This is a genomic window from Streptomyces sp. NPDC087859 (assembly GCF_044742595.1).
Classification (GTDB): domain Bacteria; phylum Actinomycetota; class Actinomycetes; order Streptomycetales; family Streptomycetaceae; genus Streptomyces; species Streptomyces canus_F.
On sequence record NZ_JBIUUU010000004.1, the window covers coordinates 273,521 to 294,332 of the forward strand.

Annotated in this window: 19 protein-coding genes; 11 read left to right on the top strand and 8 right to left on the bottom strand. The window is 71.3% G+C overall.

Annotated elements, in window-relative coordinates; translation table 11 throughout:
• Positions 1-5: 5 nt before the first annotated feature.
• Positions 6-1,157, bottom strand: coding sequence for a thiolase C-terminal domain-containing protein (locus ACIOHP_RS11380; protein ID WP_401885878.1), 1,152 nt, complete (start codon positions 1,155-1,157; stop codon positions 6-8).
• Between the two features lie 83 nt (positions 1,158-1,240).
• Here ACIOHP_RS11380 and ACIOHP_RS11385 point away from each other — a divergent pair, with 83 nt between their 5' ends.
• Both ACIOHP_RS11385 and ACIOHP_RS11390 read left to right on the top strand, forming a co-directional pair.
• Positions 1,241-2,446 (top strand): acyl-CoA dehydrogenase family protein, encoded by a 1,206-nt coding sequence (locus ACIOHP_RS11385; RefSeq protein ID WP_401885881.1) that lies wholly within the window; start codon positions 1,241-1,243, stop codon positions 2,444-2,446.
• Complete coding sequence (locus tag ACIOHP_RS11390; protein ID WP_361538372.1) at positions 2,443-2,913, top strand: nitroreductase/quinone reductase family protein; 471 nt, start codon at positions 2,443-2,445, stop codon at positions 2,911-2,913. Before ACIOHP_RS11385 ends, ACIOHP_RS11390 begins: the two co-directional genes overlap by 4 nt.
• A 4-nt stretch (positions 2,914-2,917) precedes the next feature.
• Here the strand turns inward: ACIOHP_RS11390 and ACIOHP_RS11395 are convergent, their stop codons facing one another.
• Complete coding sequence (locus tag ACIOHP_RS11395) at positions 2,918-3,535, bottom strand: LysE family translocator (protein ID WP_401885887.1); 618 nt, start codon at positions 3,533-3,535, stop codon at positions 2,918-2,920.
• Positions 3,536-3,617: 82 nt separating this feature from the next.
• Here ACIOHP_RS11395 and ACIOHP_RS11400 point away from each other — a divergent pair, with 82 nt between their 5' ends.
• The gene (locus tag ACIOHP_RS11400; protein WP_046262935.1) at positions 3,618-4,070 is read left to right on the top strand and encodes an Lrp/AsnC family transcriptional regulator; all 453 of its coding nucleotides are present in this window, start codon (positions 3,618-3,620) and stop codon (positions 4,068-4,070) included.
• A gap of 78 nt (positions 4,071-4,148) precedes the next feature.
• Here ACIOHP_RS11400 and ACIOHP_RS11405 read toward each other — a convergent pair whose 3' ends face one another.
• Positions 4,149-4,784, bottom strand: a complete 636-nt coding sequence (locus ACIOHP_RS11405) for a TetR family transcriptional regulator (protein ID WP_046262934.1) — start codon at positions 4,782-4,784, stop codon at positions 4,149-4,151.
• Between the two features lie 133 nt (positions 4,785-4,917).
• On the opposite strand from ACIOHP_RS11405, the gene ACIOHP_RS11410 reads away from it, so the two are divergent.
• From ACIOHP_RS11410 to ACIOHP_RS11420, 3 genes are all read left to right on the top strand, one after another.
• Positions 4,918-5,664, top strand: a complete 747-nt coding sequence (locus ACIOHP_RS11410) for a VOC family protein (RefSeq protein WP_401885893.1) — start codon at positions 4,918-4,920, stop codon at positions 5,662-5,664.
• Between the two features lie 169 nt (positions 5,665-5,833).
• Positions 5,834-8,170, top strand: a complete 2,337-nt coding sequence (locus ACIOHP_RS11415) for a serine/threonine-protein kinase (RefSeq protein WP_361538365.1) — start codon at positions 5,834-5,836, stop codon at positions 8,168-8,170.
• Positions 8,171-8,345: 175 nt separating this feature from the next.
• On the top strand, positions 8,346-8,849 hold the full coding sequence (locus ACIOHP_RS11420; RefSeq protein ID WP_401885898.1) for a hypothetical protein: 504 nt from the start codon (positions 8,346-8,348) through the stop codon (positions 8,847-8,849).
• 1 nt (position 8,850) lies between these two features.
• Here ACIOHP_RS11420 and ACIOHP_RS11425 read toward each other — a convergent pair whose 3' ends face one another.
• The 3 genes from ACIOHP_RS11425 to ACIOHP_RS11435 are packed head-to-tail and all read right to left on the bottom strand — an operon-like array spanning position 8,851 to position 11,192.
• The gene (locus ACIOHP_RS11425) at positions 8,851-9,624 is read right to left on the bottom strand and encodes an enoyl-CoA hydratase/isomerase family protein (RefSeq protein ID WP_401885903.1); all 774 of its coding nucleotides are present in this window, start codon (positions 9,622-9,624) and stop codon (positions 8,851-8,853) included.
• On the bottom strand, positions 9,621-10,028 hold the full coding sequence (locus ACIOHP_RS11430) for a Zn-ribbon domain-containing OB-fold protein (RefSeq protein ID WP_401885906.1): 408 nt from the start codon (positions 10,026-10,028) through the stop codon (positions 9,621-9,623). The genes ACIOHP_RS11425 and ACIOHP_RS11430 overlap by 4 nt, the downstream gene beginning before the upstream one ends.
• 15 nt (positions 10,029-10,043) lie before the next feature.
• Positions 10,044-11,192 (bottom strand): lipid-transfer protein, encoded by a 1,149-nt coding sequence (locus ACIOHP_RS11435; protein ID WP_401885910.1) that lies wholly within the window; start codon positions 11,190-11,192, stop codon positions 10,044-10,046.
• Positions 11,193-11,286: 94 nt separating this feature from the next.
• Between ACIOHP_RS11435 and ACIOHP_RS11440 the strand changes: the two genes are divergently transcribed.
• The gene (locus ACIOHP_RS11440) at positions 11,287-12,864 is read left to right on the top strand and encodes a FadD3 family acyl-CoA ligase (RefSeq protein ID WP_401885913.1); all 1,578 of its coding nucleotides are present in this window, start codon (positions 11,287-11,289) and stop codon (positions 12,862-12,864) included.
• Positions 12,865-12,978: 114 nt separating this feature from the next.
• On the opposite strand, the gene ACIOHP_RS11445 is transcribed toward ACIOHP_RS11440, so the two are convergent.
• Positions 12,979-13,179, bottom strand: a complete 201-nt coding sequence (locus ACIOHP_RS11445) for a hypothetical protein (protein ID WP_361485072.1) — start codon at positions 13,177-13,179, stop codon at positions 12,979-12,981.
• Positions 13,180-13,403: 224 nt separating this feature from the next.
• On the bottom strand, positions 13,404-16,358 hold the full coding sequence (locus ACIOHP_RS11450; protein ID WP_401885916.1) for a BTAD domain-containing putative transcriptional regulator: 2,955 nt from the start codon (positions 16,356-16,358) through the stop codon (positions 13,404-13,406).
• Between the two features lie 208 nt (positions 16,359-16,566).
• On the opposite strand from ACIOHP_RS11450, the gene ACIOHP_RS11455 reads away from it, so the two are divergent.
• The 4 genes from ACIOHP_RS11455 to ACIOHP_RS11470 all read left to right on the top strand — a co-directional run bounded on the left by ACIOHP_RS11455 (position 16,567) and on the right by ACIOHP_RS11470 (position 20,723).
• Positions 16,567-17,808: an amidohydrolase family protein gene (locus ACIOHP_RS11455; protein ID WP_401885918.1), complete on the top strand. Its 1,242-nt coding sequence runs from the start codon at positions 16,567-16,569 to the stop codon at positions 17,806-17,808.
• 5 nt (positions 17,809-17,813) lie between these two features.
• Positions 17,814-18,722 carry a TIGR03619 family F420-dependent LLM class oxidoreductase gene (locus ACIOHP_RS11460; RefSeq protein WP_401886411.1) on the top strand — a complete coding sequence of 303 codons (909 nt, stop codon included), beginning with the start codon at positions 17,814-17,816 and terminating at the stop codon, positions 18,720-18,722.
• A gap of 11 nt (positions 18,723-18,733) precedes the next feature.
• The gene (locus tag ACIOHP_RS11465; RefSeq protein WP_401885921.1) at positions 18,734-19,504 is read left to right on the top strand and encodes an SDR family NAD(P)-dependent oxidoreductase; all 771 of its coding nucleotides are present in this window, start codon (positions 18,734-18,736) and stop codon (positions 19,502-19,504) included.
• 100 nt (positions 19,505-19,604) lie between these two features.
• Positions 19,605-20,723, top strand: coding sequence for an LLM class flavin-dependent oxidoreductase (locus ACIOHP_RS11470; protein WP_401885924.1), 1,119 nt, complete (start codon positions 19,605-19,607; stop codon positions 20,721-20,723).
• The last annotated feature ends 89 nt before the right edge of the window (positions 20,724-20,812 follow it).

Sequence of the window (20,812 nt, forward strand, 5' to 3'; positions counted from 1 at the left end):
CCGGCTCATCCCCGGCCCAGGATCACCGTCCCCGACGAGCAGAACCAGCCCCCCGTGCCGGACGCCACGGCCAGGCGGGGCAAGCCGCCGTCCCCGGCCCGCACTTGGCGCTCACCCGTCTCGCCGCGCAGCTGTCGCACCGCCTCGACCAGGAGGAACAGGCCCCGCATCCCCGGGTGCTGGGCCGACAGGCCGCCCCCGTCCGTGTTCACCGGCAGCGTGCGGGACTGCACGAACGCTCCGCCTTCCCCCTTCTTGCAGAAGCCCAGGTCCTCCAGCGTCACCAACGTCATGTAGGTGAAGGCGTCGTAGATCTCGGCGAGGTCGATCTCGTCCGGGCGCACCCCCGCCCTCTCGAACGCCAGGCGTCCGCTCACGGCCGCCGGCGACACCGTGAAGTCCGGCCATTCCGACATCGTGGCGTGCGAGAGGTGCTCCCCGGTGCCGAGGACCCAGACGGGGGCGGTGCGGCAGTCGCGTACGTACTCCTCCGCCGCCAGCAGGACCGCCGCCCCGCCGTCCGAGCGGATGCAGCAGTGCAGCTTGGTGAAGGGGTCCGCGATCATCGGGCCGGACAGCACGTCGTCCACGGTGATCGGGGTGCGGAACATCGCCTCCGGGTTCAGGGCCGCGTTCGCCCTCGCCTGGACCGCGACCTCCGCCAACTGTTCGATCGTCGTGCCGTGTTCGATCATGTGGCGGCGGGCGGCCATCGCGTACTTGGCGATCAGGGTGTGGCCGTAGGGGACTTCGAACTGGAGGGGGCCGCGGGCGCCGAAGGAGAGGTCGCCGGTGCGCCTGCCCGCCTTGATGTCCGCCCGTGCCGTCGAGCCGTAGACCAGGAGGACCGCGTTCGCGTGGCCCGCGGCTATCGCGTCCGTCGCGTGGGCCGCCATGACCTCCCAGGTCGAGCCGCCCACCGAGGTGGAGTCCATCCAGGTGGGGCGCAGGCCCAGGTACTCCGCCACCTCCACCGGGGCCAGCACCCCCGTACCCGCCGAGGCGAGGCCGTCCACCAGCGACCTGTCGAGTCCCGCGTCCGCCAGGGCCCGGCGGGCGGCCTGGGCGTGCAGGGTGTACGGCGTCGCGTTGTCCACCCGACCGCAGTCGGACAGGGACACACCGACCACTGCGACTTTCCGGGTTCCGGCCGTCATGAATGGTCTCTCCCTCTGTCTGTCCATATCGACCCGCCGCTCCTAATATGACGGACCGTCAGATCCGGAGGGAAGGGGTCGCCATGGACGCCGGCTTCACCACCGAGCAGGAGGAGATCCGCCGCACCCTGCGCGAACTCCTGCACAAGCGGTGCGGGGCACACGAGGCACGGGCCGCCGTCGACCGCCCACAGGGGTACGACGCCGGGTTGTGGGCCACCCTCTCCGAGCAGCTCGGACTGCCCGGACTCGCTCTTCCCGAGCGGTACGGGGGCGCGGGCTGCTCCGCCACCGAACTCGCCCTCGCGGGAGAGGAGACGGGACGGGTCCTCGCCCCCTCGCCCCTGCTCGCCACCGCCGTCCTCGCCGCCCCGCTCGTCCTCGCGACCGGGACGGACGTCCAGCGGGCCGAACTGCTGCCCCGGATCGCCGACGGCTCCCTCACCGCCGCCCTCGCCGCGCCCGCCGCCGGTCTCGCCCTCACCGGGGACAACGGCGGGGACTGGGCGGGGGGCGGGCGCGCGGGGGGCGTACAGGCTCGACGGGTCCAGGGCGGGGGTGCCGGCGGAGAGGGGGACGGCTGGCGGTTGTACGGCGAGATCGAGCACGTTCTCGACGGGCACTCCGCCGGGATGCTGCTCGTCGCCGCGCACACCGGCGGGTTCGCCCGGTCCCGCACCCTGGTCTTCCTCGTCCCCGGGGACGCCGACGGGCTCGTGCGGGTACGGCAGACCGCCCTCGACGCCACCCGTCCGCTCGCCCGGCTCCAACTGCGGAACGTGGAGGCCCGGTTGCTGGGCGACGAGAGTGCCGACGGGCTGGACGCGCTGGCCCGGCTCGGGGACTTCGCCGCCGCCTTCCTCGCCTGCGAGGCCGTCGGGGCCGCCGACCGGGCGCTGGAGCGGACCGTCGAGTACGTGAAGCAGCGGGAGCAGTTCGGGCGGGCCATCGGGTCGTTCCAGGCGGTCAAGCATCGGCTGGCCGATGTGTATGTGCAGGTGCAGGCGGCGCGTTCGGCGGCGTACTACGCGGCCTGGGCCACCGCGCACGGGGAGCGGGTGGGCGGGCTCGCCCTCGCTCAGGGGCTGGAGGCGCTGCGTGCCGCCGCCGGGGAGGCCGTCCAGTTGCACGGGGGCATCGGCTTCACCTGGGAGCACGACGTCCAGCTGTATTTCAAGCGGGCCGCGGGTGACGAGCTGCTGTTCGGGCCGGTGCACCGGCTGCGGGCGCACGCGGCCGACGCGGCGCGGCTCTTCGAGGTGGCCGGGCAGCCGGAGGTGGCGGTGTGATCGGGGAGCGCGCGGTACAGAGGATCTCGTCCACCCGGGGGTTCGCCAAGGTCGCCCCGCATGTCATTCCGGTGCTGGACCGGGCCGTGCACCGGCTCACACGCGGGAAGGTCATCCTCAGCGCGCAGATGCTGCCGGGCGTGATCCTGACGTCCGTCGGCGCGCGCAGTGGGCTGACGCGTCGTACGCCCCTTGCCTGTATGCCCGAGGAGGGCGGGCGGAGCTGGATTCTCATCGGGTCCAACTTCGGACGGGACGGGCATCCCGCCTGGACCGCCAACCTGATGGCCCATCCCGACGCCCGGATCAGCTGGAAGGGCGCCGACATCGCCGTGACGGCCCATCTGCTGGAAGGGGAGGAGCGGGCCGCCGTATGGAAGGCGGCGCTGGCCTTCTGGCCGCCGTACGCGACGTACCAGGCCCGGATCGAGCGGGAGATACGGCTGTTCCGGATCGTACGGAAGTGATCTCCTAGAGCGTCGCCAGGCGCTGGACCAGCAGGAACGCGCCGATTCCCAGCATCGCGGCGCCCGAGGTGCGGGTGACCGCGCGGGCCGCCGCCGGGCGGGCGCCCAGGACCGCGCGGGCCGCGAGACCGACCGTCAGATAGACGGCGGCGCAGCACATCATGTGCAGGACGCCGAGGGTGGCGGTCTGGACGGGGACGGGGGCGCCCGTCGGGGTGAGGAACTGCGGCAGGACCGACAGGTAGAGCAGCAGCCCCTTGGGGTTCAGGCCGCTGATCGTCGCGCCCCGCAGGAAGACACGGGCGTCGGAGGTCTCCACGGGCCCTTCCGCGGCGCCGGGGACGCCAGGCCTGCGCAGCACGCTCCACCCCAGCCACACCAGGTACCCGGCCCCGGCCACCGTCAGCGCGGTCAGCAGACCGGGCTCCCCGGCCACCAGCACCGCCAGGCCCGCCACCGCGAGCGCCGTGTGCAGCGCGTACCCGGACACCAGGCCGCCCACCGCCCACGCCACCGAGCGTCCGCGCAGACCTGCGGATATCGCGTACGCCCAGTCGGCGCCCGGCACGCAGACCAGCAGGAGGTCCACGGCGAGGAAGGAGAGGAGGGTTCCCGAGTTCATGTAGGGGACATTAGGCGTGAATGGCCCGAAAGTGTTCCTGAAATTTGCCCTTGATCGGATGTTCTGGGGGAAGATCTCCCCCATGGACGACGTGGACCGGAAAATTCTTGCCGAGCTTCAGCAGGACGGGCGGCTGACCGTGACCGAGCTGGCGGCGAGGGTGCGGCTCAGCGTCTCGCCCTGTCATCGGCGGCTGCGGGAGCTGGAGCGGGCCGGCGCCATCAGCGGGTACCGGGCGGTCGTGGAGCCCTCGGCCGTCGGGCTGAACTTCGAGGCGCTCGTCTTCGTCACCATGCGGCAGGAGGACCGGGATACCGTCGCCGGGTTCGAGCGGGCGCTCGCGGAGGTGGAGGGCGTGCAGGAGGCGCAGCGGCTGTTCGGGGAGCCGGACTATCTGCTGCGGGTGGTCGCGGCGGACCTCACGGCCTATCAACGGCTGTACGACGAGCGGCTGGCCACGCTGCCGGGGGTGCAGCGGCTGACGTCCACGCTGGTGATGAAGCACGTCGTGAAGGACCGGCCGCTACCGGCATGAAAACACGGCGGGCGGCGGCTCACCCGTGTGAACCACCGCCCGCCAGACAGGACTTGGTGCCTGGAAAAAGACTTTCGGTTACTTGGTCGGCTTCTTTCCGGTCACACCCAGATGCACCAACAGCGCCAGGTTCGGCTTGAGTTCAGCCTGTTTGACGCCCCATGTCTGGAAGCCCTTCTGGTGCGAGGCGACCGCCGCGAGCATCGCGACCAGTGAACCGGCGACCGCCGCCGGGTTCACGTCCTTGTCGACCTTGCCCTTGGCCTGCAACTCGGCGACCGAGTCGGACAGGGAGTTGTTCACGGAGTTCAGGATCTTCATACGGAGCTTGTAGAACCGCTTGTCGCCCTCGGCGGCACCGAGGTCGACGACCCTGAGGATCGCGTCGTTCCTGCGCCAGAACTCGAGAAAACCGTCCACAAGTTCCTGCGCCGTCTGCCAGCCCGCCTTGCCGACCCAGGATCTGCCCTCGAGCAGTTGGGTCAACTGGCCGCCCTCGGTGGCCATTTGCTCGGCGATCTCCAGGACGGCGCCCTCGACGTCCGGGAAGTACTGGTAGAAGGTCGCGGGCGAAGTGCCCGCTTTCCGGGCGACATCGATGACTTTGACGTCCCGGTAAGGGGAGGAGCTGAGCATCTCGCTGAGGCAGTCGAGCAGCTTCTGCCGGGTCGCCTGCCCACGCCGGCCGGCCACGCGGCCGTCGACGGTACGCACTTGTCCTGTCATGCCGTCAGCTTACCGAGGGGTGATCGGAGCGCGATTCGGCCGACTGCAAATGGGGTGCGAGGGCACTTCGGGACTGGTGCGCTGGTCTGCGCGCTGCGTGAGTCGCCGTTAGTTTGGCGGTATGGCCGAAAACAGGGCATCCGCGTACGGAGAGGGCGTCCCGTGCTGGGTGGACGCGCAGCTTCCCGACGTGGAGGCGGGCAAGCGGTTCTACGGTGAGCTCTTCGGGTGGACCTTCGAGGAGCAGCGGTACGGCGGGGCCGTATGGGCCCTGAAGGAGGGCGAGCCCGCCGCCGCGCTCGCGCACAAGACGGACGGGCGGATGCCCACCGTCTGGACGGTGTACTTCGCGACCCCGGACATCGAGGGCCTCGCCGACCGGGTCTGGGCCGCCGGCGGACAGGTCGTCACCGCCCCCATGCCGGTCGGCGACCTGGGCACCAGCGCCCTGGTCACCGACCCGGACGGCGCAGTCTTCGGCCTGTGGGAGCCGGACTCCCACACCGGTTTCGGCGTACGGCACGAGCCGGGCACCTTCGTCTGGGCCGAGCTGTACGCCCGGGACACCGAGGGCGCCAACACCTTCTACGGCGGGCTGTTCCATGACGCCCTGTTCGGACCGGACGCGAGGCCCGATTTCGGCCGCGCCCCCGTCTCCGACGTCTTTCCGGCCGAGATGCCGCCCCACTTCCTCGTCCACTTCGGAGTCGAGGACTGCGAGGCCGTTCTCGGGACGGTGAACCGGCTCGGCGGGCGGGTCCAGGCTCCACCCTTCGAGACGTCGTACGGCAAAGTCGCCGTCGTCACCGACAATCAGGGGGCGTCGTTCGCCGTACTGGAACGTCTCGACGGCCGACCGGAGCGGTGAAAAGCGCCGTTTTGGTGTGGGACATCCCGATTTGCAACTGGGTTCGCAACCTGCGCCTCGGCCAGGAAGAATCAGGGTGCGTGCCGCCATGGCGGTGCGGTGGTGAGACGCTGCACGGGGTCGCGTGCATAAGGGTGTGACGCGGCCCGTACGGGGAGGTGGCAGGCAAGTGGTGGATCAGCTGACACAGCACGATCCGCGGCGGATCGGGCCGTTCGAGGTGCTGGGACGGCTGGGCGCCGGCGGCATGGGGCTGGTCTATCTCGCGCGCTCGGCGTCCGGCCGGCGCGTGGCGATCAAGACGGTCCGTACGGAACTCGCCGAGGACCAGCTGTTCCGCGTCCGCTTCTCGCGCGAGGTGGAGGCGGCCCGCGCGGTCTCCGGCTTCTACACGGCGGCCGTCGTCGACGCCGACGCCCGCGCCGCCGTGCCCTGGCTGGCCACCGCGTACGTCCCCGCGCCCTCCCTCGAAGAGATAGTGAACGAGTGCGGGCCGATGCCGGCCCAGGCGGTGCGCTGGCTCGCGGCCGGCGTCGCGGAGGCGCTGCAGTCGATCCACGGGGCGGGCCTCGTCCACCGCGACCTCAAGCCGTCCAACGTGCTGGTCGTCGAGGACGGCCCCCGGGTGATCGACTTCGGTATCGCCTCCGGCGTCTCGAACACCCGTCTGACCATGACCAATGTGGCGGTGGGCACCCCCGCCTACATGTCGCCCGAGCAGGCCAAGGACTCCCGCAGCGTCACCGGCGCGAGCGACGTCTTCTCGCTCGGCTCCATGCTGGTCTTCGCCGCCACCGGCCACCCGCCCTTCCACGGCGCCAACCCGGTCGAGACGGTCTTCATGCTGCTCCGCGAGGGCCCGGACCTCGAAGGCCTCCCGGACGAACTCCGTCCGCTCATCGAGTCCTGTATGCAGATGGACGCCACCGGCCGCCCCAACCCGGCCGACCTCCAGTCCCAGCTCGCCCCGCACCTCTTCGGCTCCGGCTCCGACGACAGCGGTACGGCGTCGGCCTGGCTGCCCGAGCGGGCCGTGGGTCTGATCGAGGCACGCCGCAACGGACGCCCGGCCGTCAAGCCGGGCCCCGGCGGCCGCAGTGGCGGCGGCCGCGTCGCCCCCCTGCCCCCGCCGCCCTCCCACGACCCCGCCCCCGTACCCGTCGGCGCCCCCGACACCGGCCCGGTGCGGCTGGCGGGCGCCCAGGTGCCCATCGGGCCGGGACCGCGCGTCTCCGACGCCCGCGCCGCCGCCGTGAAGGCACCGCCGCCGGAGGCCGGCCTGGTCGCCAGCTGGTCCAAGCCGCGCCCCGGTGTCAACGGCACGGACGCCGCCGTGGGCCCCGCCGTACCCGCACCGCCCGCGCAGGAGCCGGGCGGCGGCTGGCGACCGTGGCGTTTCCGCATGTCCAACGATGTGTGGGGGACCCCTTCGGTCGCCGACGACCTCGTCTACGTCACCTCCTTCGAGGTGCACGCCCTCGATGTGGCCACCGGCCGCCGCCGCTTCAAGACCCGGGACGTCGCCTGGTCGATGGCGGTCGCGGACGGCCGTATCCACGCCTCCGACGGCCCCACCCTGTTCGCCCTGGAGGCCCGCGAGGGCGCCGACCTGTGGCGGATCCAGACGGATGCCTGGGTGTACTCCCTCAAGGCCGACCGGGGCACGGTCGTCACCGGCAGCCGCGGCGGCGGCGTCCAGGGCTGGGAGGCCTCGGGCGGCCAGAAACTGTGGGAGCTCACCGGGGCGCAGACGGACTTCGAGTCCCCTGAGGCCGGCCCGGCGCTGCACGACGGCACGGTGTACGTCTGGCAGGACGCCCGGCTGCGCGCCCTGGACGCCCGCACCGGCGACGAGCGCTGGTCCTACCCCATCGGCGACGCGGCCTCCTGCGGCGGCGTACCGGTCCGGGTGACGCAGGCGCCCGACGGCTATGTGTACGTCTCGGCCGGCACCCGGGTGCTCGCGCTGGACGTCGCGAACGGCCATGTGAAGTGGCACTTCGAGGCCCCGGCGGCCTTCCTCTGCCCGCCCGCCTTCGTGCCGGGCCCGGCCGTGACCGGCGGTGGCGTCTACCTGGCCGACTATCTCGGCACGGTCTACGCCCTCGACGCCGCCGACGGCCGCGACCGCTGGCGCATCGCCACCGAGGCCCGCGCCTCGATCGAGCCGGTGCTGGTGGTGGCCGGGCATGTGCACGTCGGCAGCGGCAAGGGGCTCTACACCCTGGACGCGGTCACCGGCACGCCCAAGTGGCGCTTCCAGGCGGGCGGCGACATCGTGGGCGCGCCCGCGGTGGCGGAGGGCCGCATCCACTTCGGCTCCACGGACCACCTGCTGTACACCCTGAAGGCCGACGACGGCCGGCTGCGCTGGAAGCTGGCGACCGGCGGCGAGATCACCGGCGCCCCGGTGGTGAAGGACGGCGTCGTGTACGCGTGCAGCAAGGACCGCTGCGTGTACGCGCTGGACGCGGAGAAGGGAACGGGGACGGCCAGGACCGCGTGAGCGGCTCTCGCGGCCGGGACGGTCGTCGTACCGGCGAGCGGATTCCTTGTTCCTTCACCGCTCTCACACAGACGCTGCGCCCGGGGCGGGACGGGCGCCGGATGACGGCTGTTAGCGTGACGTGCTCACGATCATGACAGTGCCTTTCGGGGCTTGTGACAACGGGGGATCAGCAGTGAAGCTTCGCCATGTCCGTCAGGTGGCCGTCGTCGTCGGGGTGGTCGTCGCCCTGACCGGTGCCCGGCACTCGTCCGGCGGAGGCTGCTTCGGCGGCAGCTCGAACTCCAGCGGTTCTTCGAGCAGTTCGACCGGCGGCAGCAGCAGCCACCACGATGACGATGACGATGACGACGACGACTCCGGTTCGGTCTCCGGAGGCGGCGGCGTCGAGTCGAGCTCCCTGGGCGAGGCGACCCAGGACCTGAGGATCGAGGAGTGCGCGGTCGAGGGCCAGACCCTCACCGCCGACGTCCGCGCCACCAACAGCAGCACGAGCGAGACGTACTCCTACATGTTCCAGGTCGCCTTCAAGGACGCCGCCGGCACGACGGTCGCGACCGGGAGCAGCGGGATCTTCTCCGTCGCCGCGGGCGCCACCGACTCCGCCGTCGTCACCGCGAGCACCACGGTGACCGACGGCACCTGCGAGCTGGTGGACCCACAGCGCGTGGCCGGATAGCTCAGCGCGTCCTGAACTCCGGGCGGCGGGCGGTGAACAGCTCCGCCTGCCGCTCGTCCGGCAGGTTCCCGAGCGAGATGAGATGCGGGGCCTGCGCGAAGCCGGCGGCGAGCGCGGACTCCCTGGCGGCCCACAGGGCACGGACGGTGCCCTGCACCCCCTCGGCCGGATACCCGGCGATGACGGCGGCGCACTCCACCGCCGCGTCCAACGCGGCGCCGGGCTCGGTGAGTTCGGAGACCAGCCCGATCTCGTGGGCCCGTCGCGCGGACATCCGCTCGGCGGTCCCCATGAGCATCATCCGGGCGACCTCGCCGTACGGCATCCGTTGTGCCATGAGGACCGACTCGTACGCGCTGACCATGCCGTACGTCGTGTGCGGATCGAAGAACGTCGCGGTGGCGTCGGCGACGACGAACTCGCTCTCGCCGAGCAGGTAGAACGCGCCACCGCAGGCCATTCCCCGCACGGCGGTGACGACGGGCTTCCAGAGGTCGTTGGCCTTGGGCCCGACACGGAGAAGCGGATCGTCGGCCATATAGGGGGAGCCGGGCTGCGGAACCTCCGCGTCCCGGTCCAGCCCGGTGCAGAAGGCGCGCTCACCCGCGCCGGTGAGGACCACCGCCCGCACGGAGTCGTCGAACCGCAGCTCCCGCCACGCCTGAACGAGTGCGTCCCGCAGGGCGAGGTCGATCGCGTTGAGCCGGTGCGGCCGGTCCAGGGTGACGACGGCGACGCCGGAGTCCTTGTCGACGGCGACCCCCAGGCCGCTCACGACAGCACCCACTGCGGAAGCCCGCCGGAGAACACCGCATGGACACGGGCGCCGATACGTATCCGGCCCGGATCAAGGGAGTTGAGCGGTGCCCCGGCGGCGCTGACCAGGTTGCCGACGAGACGGACGCGGGGATGGTCGGCGAGTTCGACGACGATCACGTTGTACGGCGCCTGCGCCGCGTAGTCCGCGAGGAGCGGCGGATGGGGGACGACGTAGGACCAGATACGGCCGTGGCCGGACACCGGCCGCCACTCGGCCTCGAAGGACTGGCAGTGCGGGCAGCACGGCCGGGGCGGGAAGCGGGGTTCGCCGCAGTCGGCACAGGCCTGGACCCTGAGCTCGCCCTGGGCGGCGTAGCGCCAGAACGGGGCGCCGTCGGAGTCGGTGACGGGGGTGAGCATGGGAGTTGCCTCCTTCTAGGTCCTCAGGAGCAGCGCGGAGGTGGGGACGCCCTCGCCGGCGGTGACCAGACAGGTCGCGGCGCCCGGGACCTGGGCGGTACTGGTCCCGCGGAGCTGTTTGACGCCTTCGTTGATGAGGTTGAAGCCGTGGACGTAGGCCTCGCTGAGCCCGCCCCCGCCGGTGTTGAGCGGCAGCCGCCCGCCGATCTCGAGCGCGCCCTGCTCGGTGAAGGCGCCGCCCTCCCCGCGCCCGCAGAAGCCGTAGCCCTCCAGGGAGAGCGGGATGAGAGCGGTGAAGGCGTCGTAGATCTGGGCGACGTCGACATCCTGCGGGGTGAAGTCGGCGTGCTTCCACAGATGCCGGGCGGCGGTCCAGGCCGGGCCGGTGAGCGGGTCGTCGTTCCAGTAGTTGACCATGCCGTGGTGCTGGGCGGGGAGCCCCTGGGCAACGGAGTGGACGTGGACGGGCCTGTGGCGGCAGTCCCGTGCCCGCTCCCTGCTGACGACGACACACGCCAACGCCCCGTCGGTCTCCAGGCAGTTGTCGAAGAGACAGAGTGGCTCGCTGATCCAGCGGGAGGTCATGTACATCTCGCGGGTGAGGGGCCGTTCGTACATGACGGCCGCCGGATTCTGGTTGGCCCTGTTGCGGCAGGCGAGGGCGACATTGAACAGATGGTCCCGGGTCGCGCCGTACTCGTGCATGTAGCGGCGGGTGAGCATGGCGATCTCGTCGACGGGCCGGAGCAGGCCGTAGGGCCGGGTCCACTGGGCCGGCGTCGGCAGCTGAACGGCCGTGTTCCGCCAGGGCCGGGGCCCGGACCCCCGCTTCCGCGACCGCCACGCCACCCCCACGCTCGCCTGGCCGGTGGCTATGGCGGCGGCGAGATGACCGACGGTGGCACAGGAGCCCCCGCCCCCGTACCCGACCTTGCTGAAGAAGGTGAGGTCACCGAACCCGACCGCCTTCGCGAGCTCCACCTCGTCGGTCTCCTCCATGGTGAAGGAGGCGAGGGCGTCGACCTCTCCCGGGGCGATACCGGCGTCGTCGAGGGCGGCGAGCACGGCACGGCAGGCGAGGGTTCTCTCGTCCTCGGGGAGGTTCTTGGCGAAGGGTGTCTGGCCTATGCCGACGATGGCGGTGGCGTCCTTGAGTCCGGTCATGGGGCACCTCCGCGGGGCTGTCCTCCAGGCTGACAGTGCGTCAGGCTACAGCTAATCTGACGGGTAGTCAGCTACTGGGTTCTGGAGGCTGGTTGTGCGCGGAGACGTGGAGTGGGGCAGCGTTCCGGATCTGGTCCGGTCGGCGGCGGAGCGGTACGCGGACGTGGAGGCCGTCGTGGAGGGCCGTACCCGGGTGACGTACGCCGAACTGGGCGCCCGGGTGGAGCGAGCGGCGGCGGCGTGCGTGGCGAACGGGGTGGAGACGGGGGACCGGGTCGCGGTCTGGGCCCCCAACTCCCTGGACTGGATGGTGTCGGCGCTGGGCGCGGTGTCGGCCGGCGCGGTACTGGTCCCGCTGAACACCCGGTTCAAGGGAACGGAGGCGGCGGACGTCCTGCGCCGCAGCGGAGCACGCCTGCTCTTCGTGACGGGGACCTTCCTGGGCACGTCGTACGTGGCGTCGCTGCGGCGGGCGGTGGCGGAAGGCCCGGGGCTGCCGTCCCTGGCCCAGGTGGTGGTCCTGTCGGACGACGCCCCGGCCGACTACCGGACATGGAAGGACTTCCTGGCGAGCGGCGAGGGAGTGGGGGAGGCGGAGGTACGGGAGCGGGCGGCCTCGGTACGCGGTTCGTGGCCCTCGGACATCGTCTTCACCTCGGGCACGACGGGCCGGCCCAAGGGCGCGGTGATCACGCATTCCCAGACGTTGCGGGCGTACGAGGTCTGGAGCGACCTCGCGGGCCTGCGCCAGGGCGACCGCTACCTGATCGTGAACCCCTTCTTCCACACCTTCGGCTACAAGGCGGGCGTGATCGCCTGCCTGATGCGGGGCGCGACGATGATCCCCCAGCCGGTGTTCAACGTGGACACGGCCCTGGCGAACATCGCGTCGGAGCGCGTCTCGGTCCTCCCGGGCCCGCCGACCCTCCACCAGTCCCTGCTGGACCACCCGTCCCGCGACACCTACGACCTGTCGGCCCTGCGCCTGGTGGTGACGGGCGCGGCGGTGGTCCCCCTGACCCTGGTGGAGCGCCTGCGGAGCGAACTGGGCGTGGAGACCGTCCTGACGGCGTACGGCCTGTCGGAGGCGAGCGGTGTGGTGACGATGTGCCGCCGCGGCGACGAGCCGACGGTGATCGCGTCGACGTCGGGCAGGGCGATCCCGGGAACGGAGGTACGGGTGGTCTCCCCCGACGGCCGGGCGGTGGCGCCCGGAGTCCCGGGCGAGGTACTGGTCCGGGGCTTCAACGTCATGCGGGGCTACTACGAGGACGAGACGGCGACGGCGGAGGTCCTCGACCCCGACGGCTGGCTGCGCACGGGCGATGTCGGCGTCCTGGACGAGGCGGGCAACCTCCGCATCACCGACCGCCTCAAGGACATGTTCATCGTCGGCGGCTTCAACGCCTATCCGGCGGAGATAGAGCAACTCCTGGGCCTGCACCCGGATGTGGCCGACGTGGCGGTGATCGGCGTCCCGGACCCCCGGCTCGGCGAGGTGGGAAAGGCCTACGTCGTGCGCCGGCCGGGTGCGGTGACCACCGGGGACGACCTGATCGCCTGGTCACGACGGGAGATGGCGAACTACAAGGTGCCGAGGTCGGTGGAGTTCGTGCCCGAGCTGCCGCGCAACGCGAGCGGGAAGGTGGTCAAGGGGGAGCTGCGGGGGTGACCGGCGGATCCGTCCCACCCCGGTGACTCCCCGCGGACTCCCGGACACGCCTCGGCCGCGACGGCTCCCCCTCCGCGCCGCCGCGGCCGATCCCCGTGCGGGAAAAAGGTCTGGTCAGGCGGGCTCTTCCGTGACATGCGTGTTGTCCGGAGTGGCCACGCCGCCGTCGTCCACGTCGGTGACGTGGGTGTTGAGCGGCTTGATCGGGCTGCTCGTCACGTGGGTGTTGAGCGGCTTGATCTCCTCGCCGCTGTCCGCGTCGGTGACGTGGGTGTTGTCCGGCTTGACGACCGGGTCGGTCTCGCTGCTGCTCATGTGCTGCCTCCCCTGGGGCGGATCATTGTGAACTGAGAGCCCACCCGGTCACTCCCCCGTGGGTGCCCGGGTGGGCTGCTCGGGCCGCCCACCCTAAACCGTGGGCACTGCGGCCTTACCTGCGATCCGTCTGCCCCCCGACGCGACGGATCGACAAGACAGAGACTGCCGGGCCGCGATAAACGAACGATGAACGCCGATGGAGAAAGCCCCGGGTGGCGGCCTCAGGCGGCGGCGACCGGAGTGAGGAGCATGCGCACCTCGGCCGCCTCCGGCGAGTCCAACCGCTCGTAGATCTCCAGCGCCTCGCGCCAGCAGACCTGCGCCCTGCCGGAGTGGCCGATGCCGTTCAAGGCCCGGCCGAGAACCGTGAGGACGTGCCCCCGGCGCCATTCGCCCCCGATGCCCCTCAGCACGGTGAGCGCCATCTCGGCGTTGCTCGCCGCCGGCGCCGGCTTGCGCGCGTCCAGTTCGACCTCCGCCAGCCGGCAGAGGGTCATCCCCTCCCACAGACGCTGACGGCTGTCGCGGAACACGCGCAGCGCCTCCACCAGTTGGGCGGAGGCCTCGGTGTGCTGTCCCGTCTTGCCGAGAGCCATTCCCAGGGCGTACAGGCCGTTGGCGCCCCTGAGGGTGTGTCCCAGCCCTTGGTAGATGTCGGTTCCCTGGCGGGCCAGGGCGACGGCCGTGTCGGCCCGCCCGGTGGCGAGATGGAGCCGCGACAGATTGCACAGCGGGCTGGCGGAACCCGCCATGTCGCCGCAGTCGCGGAACTGGTCGAGCGCCTGGCTGAAGTAGCGCTCGGCCTCCGAGTGGCGGTTCTTGTAGAACGCGATGCTGCCGAGGATGTTCGCCGCCCAGCAGGAGGGCAGCGGGTCGTCCGTGGCCTCGGCGAGCCGGATGGCCTCCTGGGCCTCCGGGTACGCCAGGTCGAACTGGCCGGAGAACAGCCGCGCGTTGCTCAGTACGACGGAGGCCCGGCCCTCGGCGCGGATGTCCCCGTCCGTGCGTGCGGCATCGCGCAGGGCCGTGGCGGAGGCCTCGTACTCCTTCGCGTTGGCACCCGACTCGGCCAGGTCGACGGATGCCCACAGGAGGTCGATCGCGCGTCCCAGTGTGCTTCCCCGGGCCGATTGCCGTGCACAGGCGAGGAGCGGCACGGCTTCGGAGTACAGCCAGTCCCGGGCCGCCTGCCGGTCGGGGAACGCCAGGCCCGCGCTGCCGGTCGGGTACAGGTGGTCCACCAGCCGGTCTCCCGGCCGCTCGATCGCGTAGACCCCCGCCGCCGTGGCCAGGTAGAAGTTCAGCAACCGCGACAGCGCCGACCCCCTCTCGCTGGGCGGCCACTCGTCCCGCTCCGCACAAGCACGCGCGTAGAGTCGCACCAGATCATGGAACCGGTACCGGCCCGGCGCCGCCGATTCCAGCAGGGACGTGTCGACGAGGGACTCCAGGAGGTCCTCGGTCTCCTCCGCCTCCAGGTCCAGTACCGCGGCCGCCGCGGCGAGCGAGATGTCCGGGCCGTCGGCCAGTCCGAGCAGCCGGAAGGCGCGGGCCTGGGCCGGCTCCAGCTGGCCGTAGCCGAGCTCGAACGTCGCCTTCACCGCGAGGTCACCGGCCTGGAGTTCGTCCAGGCGCCGGCGCTCGTCCGCCAGCTTCGCCGCCAGGACGGACACCGTCCACGTACGGCGGGCCGCGAGACGTGACGCGGCGATCCGGATCGCCAACGGCAGGAAGCCGCACGCCGCCACCACGTCCAGGGCGGCGTCCCGCTCGCTGCCCACCCGCTCCTCGCCCACGATCTTCGTGAAGAGCGCCAGCGCCTCGTCCGGCGACATCACGTCCAGGTCGACCAGGTGCGCCCCGGCGAGGTCCACCATCCGGACCCGGGAGGTCACCAGCGCCGCGCAGCCCTCGGTGCCGGGGAGCAGTGGACGTACCTGGGCCGCGTCCCGCGCGTTGTCCAGCAGCACCAGCACCCGGCGGCCGTCCAGGACCGAGCGGTACAGCGCCGCCCGCTCCTCCAGGGAGTCCGGGATCGCCGAGTCCGCGGTGCCCAGCGCCCGCAGGAACGAGCCGAGTACGGTCTCCGGCTCCGCCGCCCGGGATCCGGCGCCCTGAAGGTCGACATACAGCTGACCGTCGGGGAAGGCGCCGCGCGCCTGGTGTGCCACGTGCACCGCCAGGGTCGTCTTGCCGACGCCGCCGATGCCCGCCAGCGCCGACACCGCCATCACGCGGCCCTCCGCCGATGCCAGGACCTCGCCCAGTTCGGACACGAAGGACGCGCGGCCGGTGAAGTCCGGGACCGTGGCGGGAAGTTGCGCGGGGCGGACGGCGACGGAAGCCGGCTCCGGCTGCGGGGAGGGCGGTTCCGCGAGCCCGGGGTCCGCCCGGAGGATGCGCTGCTGGAGGTCCCGCAGGCCCGGGCGCGGGTCGACGCCCAGCTCATCGGCGAGCAGCCGCCTGGTGTCGGCGTAGACCGCCAGCGCCTCCGCCTGGCGCCCGCTGCGGTAGAGGGCGAGCATGAGGAGTTCCCGCAACCGCTCCCGCAGCGGGTGGGCGGCCGTCAGGGCCGTCAGTTCCGAGACGGCCTCCGCGTGGCAGCCCTGCTCCAGGTCCATGTCCAGGCGGGACTCGAGGAGTTGGAGCCGCCATTCCTCCAGCCTGACCCGCTGCGAGGAGGCGTACGGGCCCGGCACTCCCGCCAGTACCTCGCCGTCCCACAGGGCGAGCGCCCGGCCCAGCACCTCCCGTGCGTGGCACAGATCCCCGGCACCCCGCGCCTTCTCCGCCTCGGTGGCCAGCTCCTGGGCCACCGCGAGGTCCAGCGCGCCCTCTCCCAGCGAGCGGATCGCGTACCCGCCCGACTCGCTCACCAGGACGTCGGGGTCCAGGACCTTGCGCAGCCGGGAGGCGTACGTCCGCAGCGCCGCCAGCGCCTGGGACGGTGACTCCTCGCCCCACAGGGCGTCGATCAGTTCGGCCGCGGTGGCCGTACGGCCCTCGCGCAGCAGCAGCGCGGCCAGCAGGGCCCGTTGCTGCGGGGAGCCCATGGGCAACGACTCCTCGCCGCGCCAGGCGCGGACCGGTCCGAGCACGCTGAAGCGCAGCGGCAGCTCCGGCTCCGCCGAGGAGCCGGGACGCCGCTGTTCAGGCACCCGCGGTACTCCGTCCATCGCCGTCCCCCTAGACACAGTGAGCAACGACGCCAGTTTGCCTTGTTCATGGCAGATGCGTCAGCTGTGGAGACCCCGATCACAGGGAGGCGCGCGGGATATCACAGGCCCCTCACGTGGTCTTCGCACAGTTCCGCACATAAAGCGTCACAGCCGGTCGCCGCCGCCGTAGCTGACGGGCCGTCAGATCGGCGCTACCGTGACCCCCATGACCGAGACCACGGACACCACCCCGGCCTTTCCGTTGATCATCTCCGTCGACGACCACACCGTGGAGCCGGCGGATGTCTGGCAGAACCGGCTTCCGAAGAAGCACCTGGACACCGGGCCCCGCATAGTGCGCGCCCCGTTGAAGGAGATGACCTTCCTCGGCGGCCGCTTCAAGCCCGTGATGGGCGCCCCCGGCTCCGACGGCCCCCTCGGCGACTGGTGGGTCTACGAGGACCTGCACCGGCCCCTCACCCGCCTCGACACCGCCGTCGGATACAGCAGGGACGAGATCAAGCTCGAAGTCATCACTTACGAGCAGATGCGGCCGGGGTCCTACGACGTCCCGTCCCGCCTCGCCGACATGGACGTCAACCACGTCCAGTCCGCCCTCTGCTTCCCGACCTTCCCCCGCTTCTGCGGCCAGACCTTCACCGAGGCCGCGGACCGTGAGCTGGGCCTGCTGTGCGTCCAGGCCTACAACGACTGGATGGTGGAGGAGTGGTGCGGGCCCGACGCCCGGGGACGGCTCATACCCCTGACCCTCATCCCGTTGTGGGACGCCGAGTTGGCCGCCGCGGAGGTACGGCGCAACGCCGCACGCGGTGTCCGGGCCGTCGCCTTCTCCGAGATACCCCCGCACCTCGGCCTGCCCTCCGTCCACACCGACGACTGGGACCCCTTCCTCGCCGCCTGCGACGAGACCGGCACCGTCATCGCCATGCACATCGGCTCGTCCAGCCGCATGCCGTCCACCTCCGCCGACGCCCCGCCCGCCGTCGGCTCCACCATCACCTTCGCCAACTGCTGCTTCTCGATGGTGGACTGGCTGATGAGCGGCAAGTTCGAACGCTTCCCCCAGCTCAAGGTCATGTACGCCGAAGGGCAGATCGGCTGGATCCCCTACATCCTCGAACGCGCCGACGTGGTCTGGGAGGAGAACCGCGGCTGGGGCGGGGTCGCCGACAAGGTCCACCGGCCGCCGTCCGAACTGTTCGCCGAGCACGTCTACGGCTGCTTCTTCGACGACGCCTTCGGCCTGAGGAACCTCGACGCCATCGGGGTCGGCAACGTCCTCTACGAGACGGACTACCCGCACTCCGACTCCACCTGGCCCAAGTCCCGCGAGGTCGGCGAGGCCCAGATGGGACACCTGGCCCCCGACCTGGTCGAACGGATCGTACGAGGCAACGCCATCGAACTGCTCGGCCTCACCCCCGAGGGCCTGTGGAGCCGCACATGAAGCACATGGAGTACGGCATCCAGCTCCCCGTCCAGTCCCAGAGCACCCTCTACACCGAGCCCTGGGAGACCGCCGCCACCCCCGCCGACCTCCTCGGCATCGCCCGGGCCGCCGACCGCGCCGGCTTCGCCTACATCGCCGCCTGCGACCACGTCGCCATCCCCCGCCGGCTCGCCCCCGCGATGAGCACGGTCTGGTACGACCCCGTCGCCACCCTCGCCTACCTCGCCGCCGCGACCGAGCGTGTACGACTGCTCAGCCACGTCGCCGTGGTCGGGCTGCGGCACCCGCTGCTCACCGCCAAGCAGTACGCCACCCTCGACCATCTCAGCGGCGGCCGGCTGATCCTCGGGGTCGGGGCCGGGCATGTGCAGGAGGAGTTCGAGGCGCTCGGGGTCGACTTCCGGCAGCGGGGCGCGGTGCTCGACGAATGCCTCGACGCCCTGCGCGCGTGTCTCGGCCCCGAGGAGTTCCCCGAACACCACGGCAAGCTCTACGACTTCGAGGGCCTGGGCCAGCGCCCACGGCCCGCCCAGCCGCACGTCCCCCTCTGGGTCGGCGGCTCCTCGCCCGCGGCCGTCCGGCGCGCGGCGCTCAAGGGCGACGGCTGGCTGCCGCAGGGCGACCCGCGGGACCGGCTGCCCGCACAGATCGCCCGGATACGGGAGCTGCGCCAGGACAGGCAAGGCCCGTTCACCATCGGCGCCATCGTCGAGCCCCTCTATGTCGGCCGACCCGCGTGGGAGGTCGGGCGCCGCACCCTCACCGGCGGCCCCGAACAGATCGCCGCATCCCTGCGGGCGTACGGCGAGATGGGCGTCGACCAGATCCAGGTCCGCTTCCGCAGCCGTGGCAGCGACGAACTCACCGACCAGATTGCCGCGTTCGGCACCGACGTGGCGCCCCACCTCTGAGGAGTCACCGCATGGGCAAGCTGGACGGACGCGTCGTCATCGTCACCGGCGCGGCACGCGGACAAGGGGAGCAGGAGGCGCGGCTCTTCAGGGAGGAGGGGGCCGACGTCGTGGTCGCCGACGTGCTCGACGACCAGGGGGAGGCCCTCGCGAAGGAGATCGGGGCGTCCTACGTCCATCTGGATGTGGGCGAGGAGGAGCAGTGGCGGTCGGCCGTCACGGCCGCGAAGGAGGCGTACGGCCACATCGACGGGCTCGTCAACAACGCGGGCATCCTGCGCTTCAACTCCCTCCTCGACACCCCGCTCGACGAGTTCATGCAGGTCGTCCAGGTGAACCAGGTCGGCTGCTTCCTCGGCATCAGGACCGTCGCCCCCGAGATGGCCGACGGGGGGACCATCGTCAACACCGCCTCCTACACGGCGCTCACGGGGATGGCCGCCGTCGGGTCGTACGCCGCCACCAAGCACGCCGTCCTCGGCCTCACGCGGGTCGCCGCGCTGGAGCTGGCGCGGCGCGGGATCCGTGTGAACGCCGTCTGCCCCGGGGCCATCGACACCGCCATGGCCAACCCCGCCCTGCTCGATCCCGGGGGCGATGCCGAGGAGGTCTCGCGCGCGGTCGGGAAGCTCTACCGCAAGCTCGTGCCGCTGGGGCGGATCGGGAAGCCGGAGGAGGTGGCGCGGCTCGCGCTCTTCCTGACCTCGGACGACTCCTCGTACATCACCGGGCAGCCCTTCGTGATCGACGGCGGATGGATGGCGGGAGTCAGTCTCAGCTGACGGCCCATCAGCTATTGACGCTCCATGCGGCCGGTGGAACAGTCTGGGCAGTGAATCTGACGATGCGTCAGGTAACGACTCGTGGGGACGGTGAACCTCCTTGGAATTCGGGCTCTTTGTACAGGGATACGTGGGCAAACGCGCCGAGACCGACCCGCTGGCCGAGCACAAGGCGCTGATGGAGGAGACCGAGTACGTCATCCAGGCGGACAAGTCCGGGTTCAAGTACGCCTGGGCCTCCGAACACCACTTCCTGGAGGAGTACTCGCACCTCTCCGCGAACGACGTCTTCCTGGGATATCTGGCGCACGCGACGGAACGGATCCACCTCGGATCGGGGATCTTCAACCCCCTCGCCCAGGTCAACCACCCGGTGAAGGTCGCCGAGAAGGTCGCCATGCTCGACCATCTCACCGGCAACCGCTTCGAGTTCGGGAGCGGACGGGGGGCCGGGTCGCACGAGATCCTCGGCTTCCTTCCCGGCATCACCGACATGAACTACACCAAGGAGATCTGGGAAGAGACCATCGCCGAGTTCCCCAAGATGTGGCTCCAGGACGAGTACGTCGGCTTTAAGGGCAAGCACTGGCAGCTGCCGCCGCGCAAGGTGCTGCCGAAGCCGTACGGGAAGTCGCACCCCGCGATGTGGTACGCCGCCGGGTCGCCGCCGTCGTACGGGATGGCGGCGCGCAAGGGCCTCGGGGTGCTCGGCTTCAGCATCCAGAAGGTGTCCGACATGGAGTGGGTGCTGGAGAAGTACAAGACCGCGATCGTGAACGCGGAGCCGATCGGGGACTTCGTCAACGACAACGTGATGGTGACGACGACCGCGATCTGCGCGCCCACGCACGCGGAGGCCATCGAGGTCGCGGTCAACGGGGGGCTGCACTATCTGCCCTCGCTGGTGTTCCGGTACCACGACACCTTCCCTCGTCCCGAGGGGTTCCCGGTGTGGCCGGAGACGTTGCCGGAGTACACCGCGGAGTTCGTGGAGCTGCTCATCGAGGAGGAGCTGCTGATCTGCGGGGACCCGGACGAGGTGCTCACGCAGTGCAAGCGGTGGGAGCAGGCGGGGGCGGACCAGTTGAGCTTCGGGCTGCCGGTGGGGGTGCCGAAGGAAGAGACCCTTCAGACGATTCGGCTCATCGGTGAGCATGTGATTCCGAAGATCGATACGGATCCTGTGCATCGGACGTCCCGGTTCCGGGCTGCCTCGTAAGCGCCGTCGCGGGGTGCGGGTGCCTTGTGGCTGGTCGCGCTCACGCGGCGGTAGCCGCAAATCGACACAGCCCCGCGCCCCTAGGTGGG

Excerpts from the sequence above, each read along its gene's own strand:
- ACIOHP_RS11385 (WP_401885881.1), top strand. The coding sequence starts at position 1,241 with ATGGACGCCGGCTTCACCACCGAGCAGGAGGAGATCCGCCGCACCCTG.
- ACIOHP_RS11460 (WP_401886411.1), top strand. The coding sequence starts at position 17,814 with ATGGAGTACGGCATCCAGCTCCCCGTCCAGTCCCAGAGCACCCTCTAC.
- ACIOHP_RS11400 (WP_046262935.1), top strand. The coding sequence starts at position 3,618 with ATGGACGACGTGGACCGGAAAATTCTTGCCGAGCTTCAGCAGGACGGG.
- ACIOHP_RS11410 (WP_401885893.1), top strand. The coding sequence starts at position 4,918 with ATGGCCGAAAACAGGGCATCCGCGTACGGAGAGGGCGTCCCGTGCTGG.
- ACIOHP_RS11445 (WP_361485072.1), bottom strand. The coding sequence starts at position 13,179 with ATGAGCAGCAGCGAGACCGACCCGGTCGTCAAGCCGGACAACACCCAC.
- ACIOHP_RS11450 (WP_401885916.1), bottom strand. The coding sequence starts at position 16,358 with ATGGACGGAGTACCGCGGGTGCCTGAACAGCGGCGTCCCGGCTCCTCG.
- ACIOHP_RS11465 (WP_401885921.1), top strand. The coding sequence starts at position 18,734 with ATGGGCAAGCTGGACGGACGCGTCGTCATCGTCACCGGCGCGGCACGC.
- ACIOHP_RS11395 (WP_401885887.1), bottom strand. The coding sequence starts at position 3,535 with ATGAACTCGGGAACCCTCCTCTCCTTCCTCGCCGTGGACCTCCTGCTG.
- ACIOHP_RS11455 (WP_401885918.1), top strand. The coding sequence starts at position 16,567 with ATGACCGAGACCACGGACACCACCCCGGCCTTTCCGTTGATCATCTCC.
- ACIOHP_RS11430 (WP_401885906.1), bottom strand. The coding sequence starts at position 10,028 with ATGCTCACCCCCGTCACCGACTCCGACGGCGCCCCGTTCTGGCGCTAC.
- ACIOHP_RS11380 (WP_401885878.1), bottom strand. The coding sequence starts at position 1,157 with ATGACGGCCGGAACCCGGAAAGTCGCAGTGGTCGGTGTGTCCCTGTCC.
- ACIOHP_RS11435 (WP_401885910.1), bottom strand. The coding sequence starts at position 11,192 with ATGACCGGACTCAAGGACGCCACCGCCATCGTCGGCATAGGCCAGACA.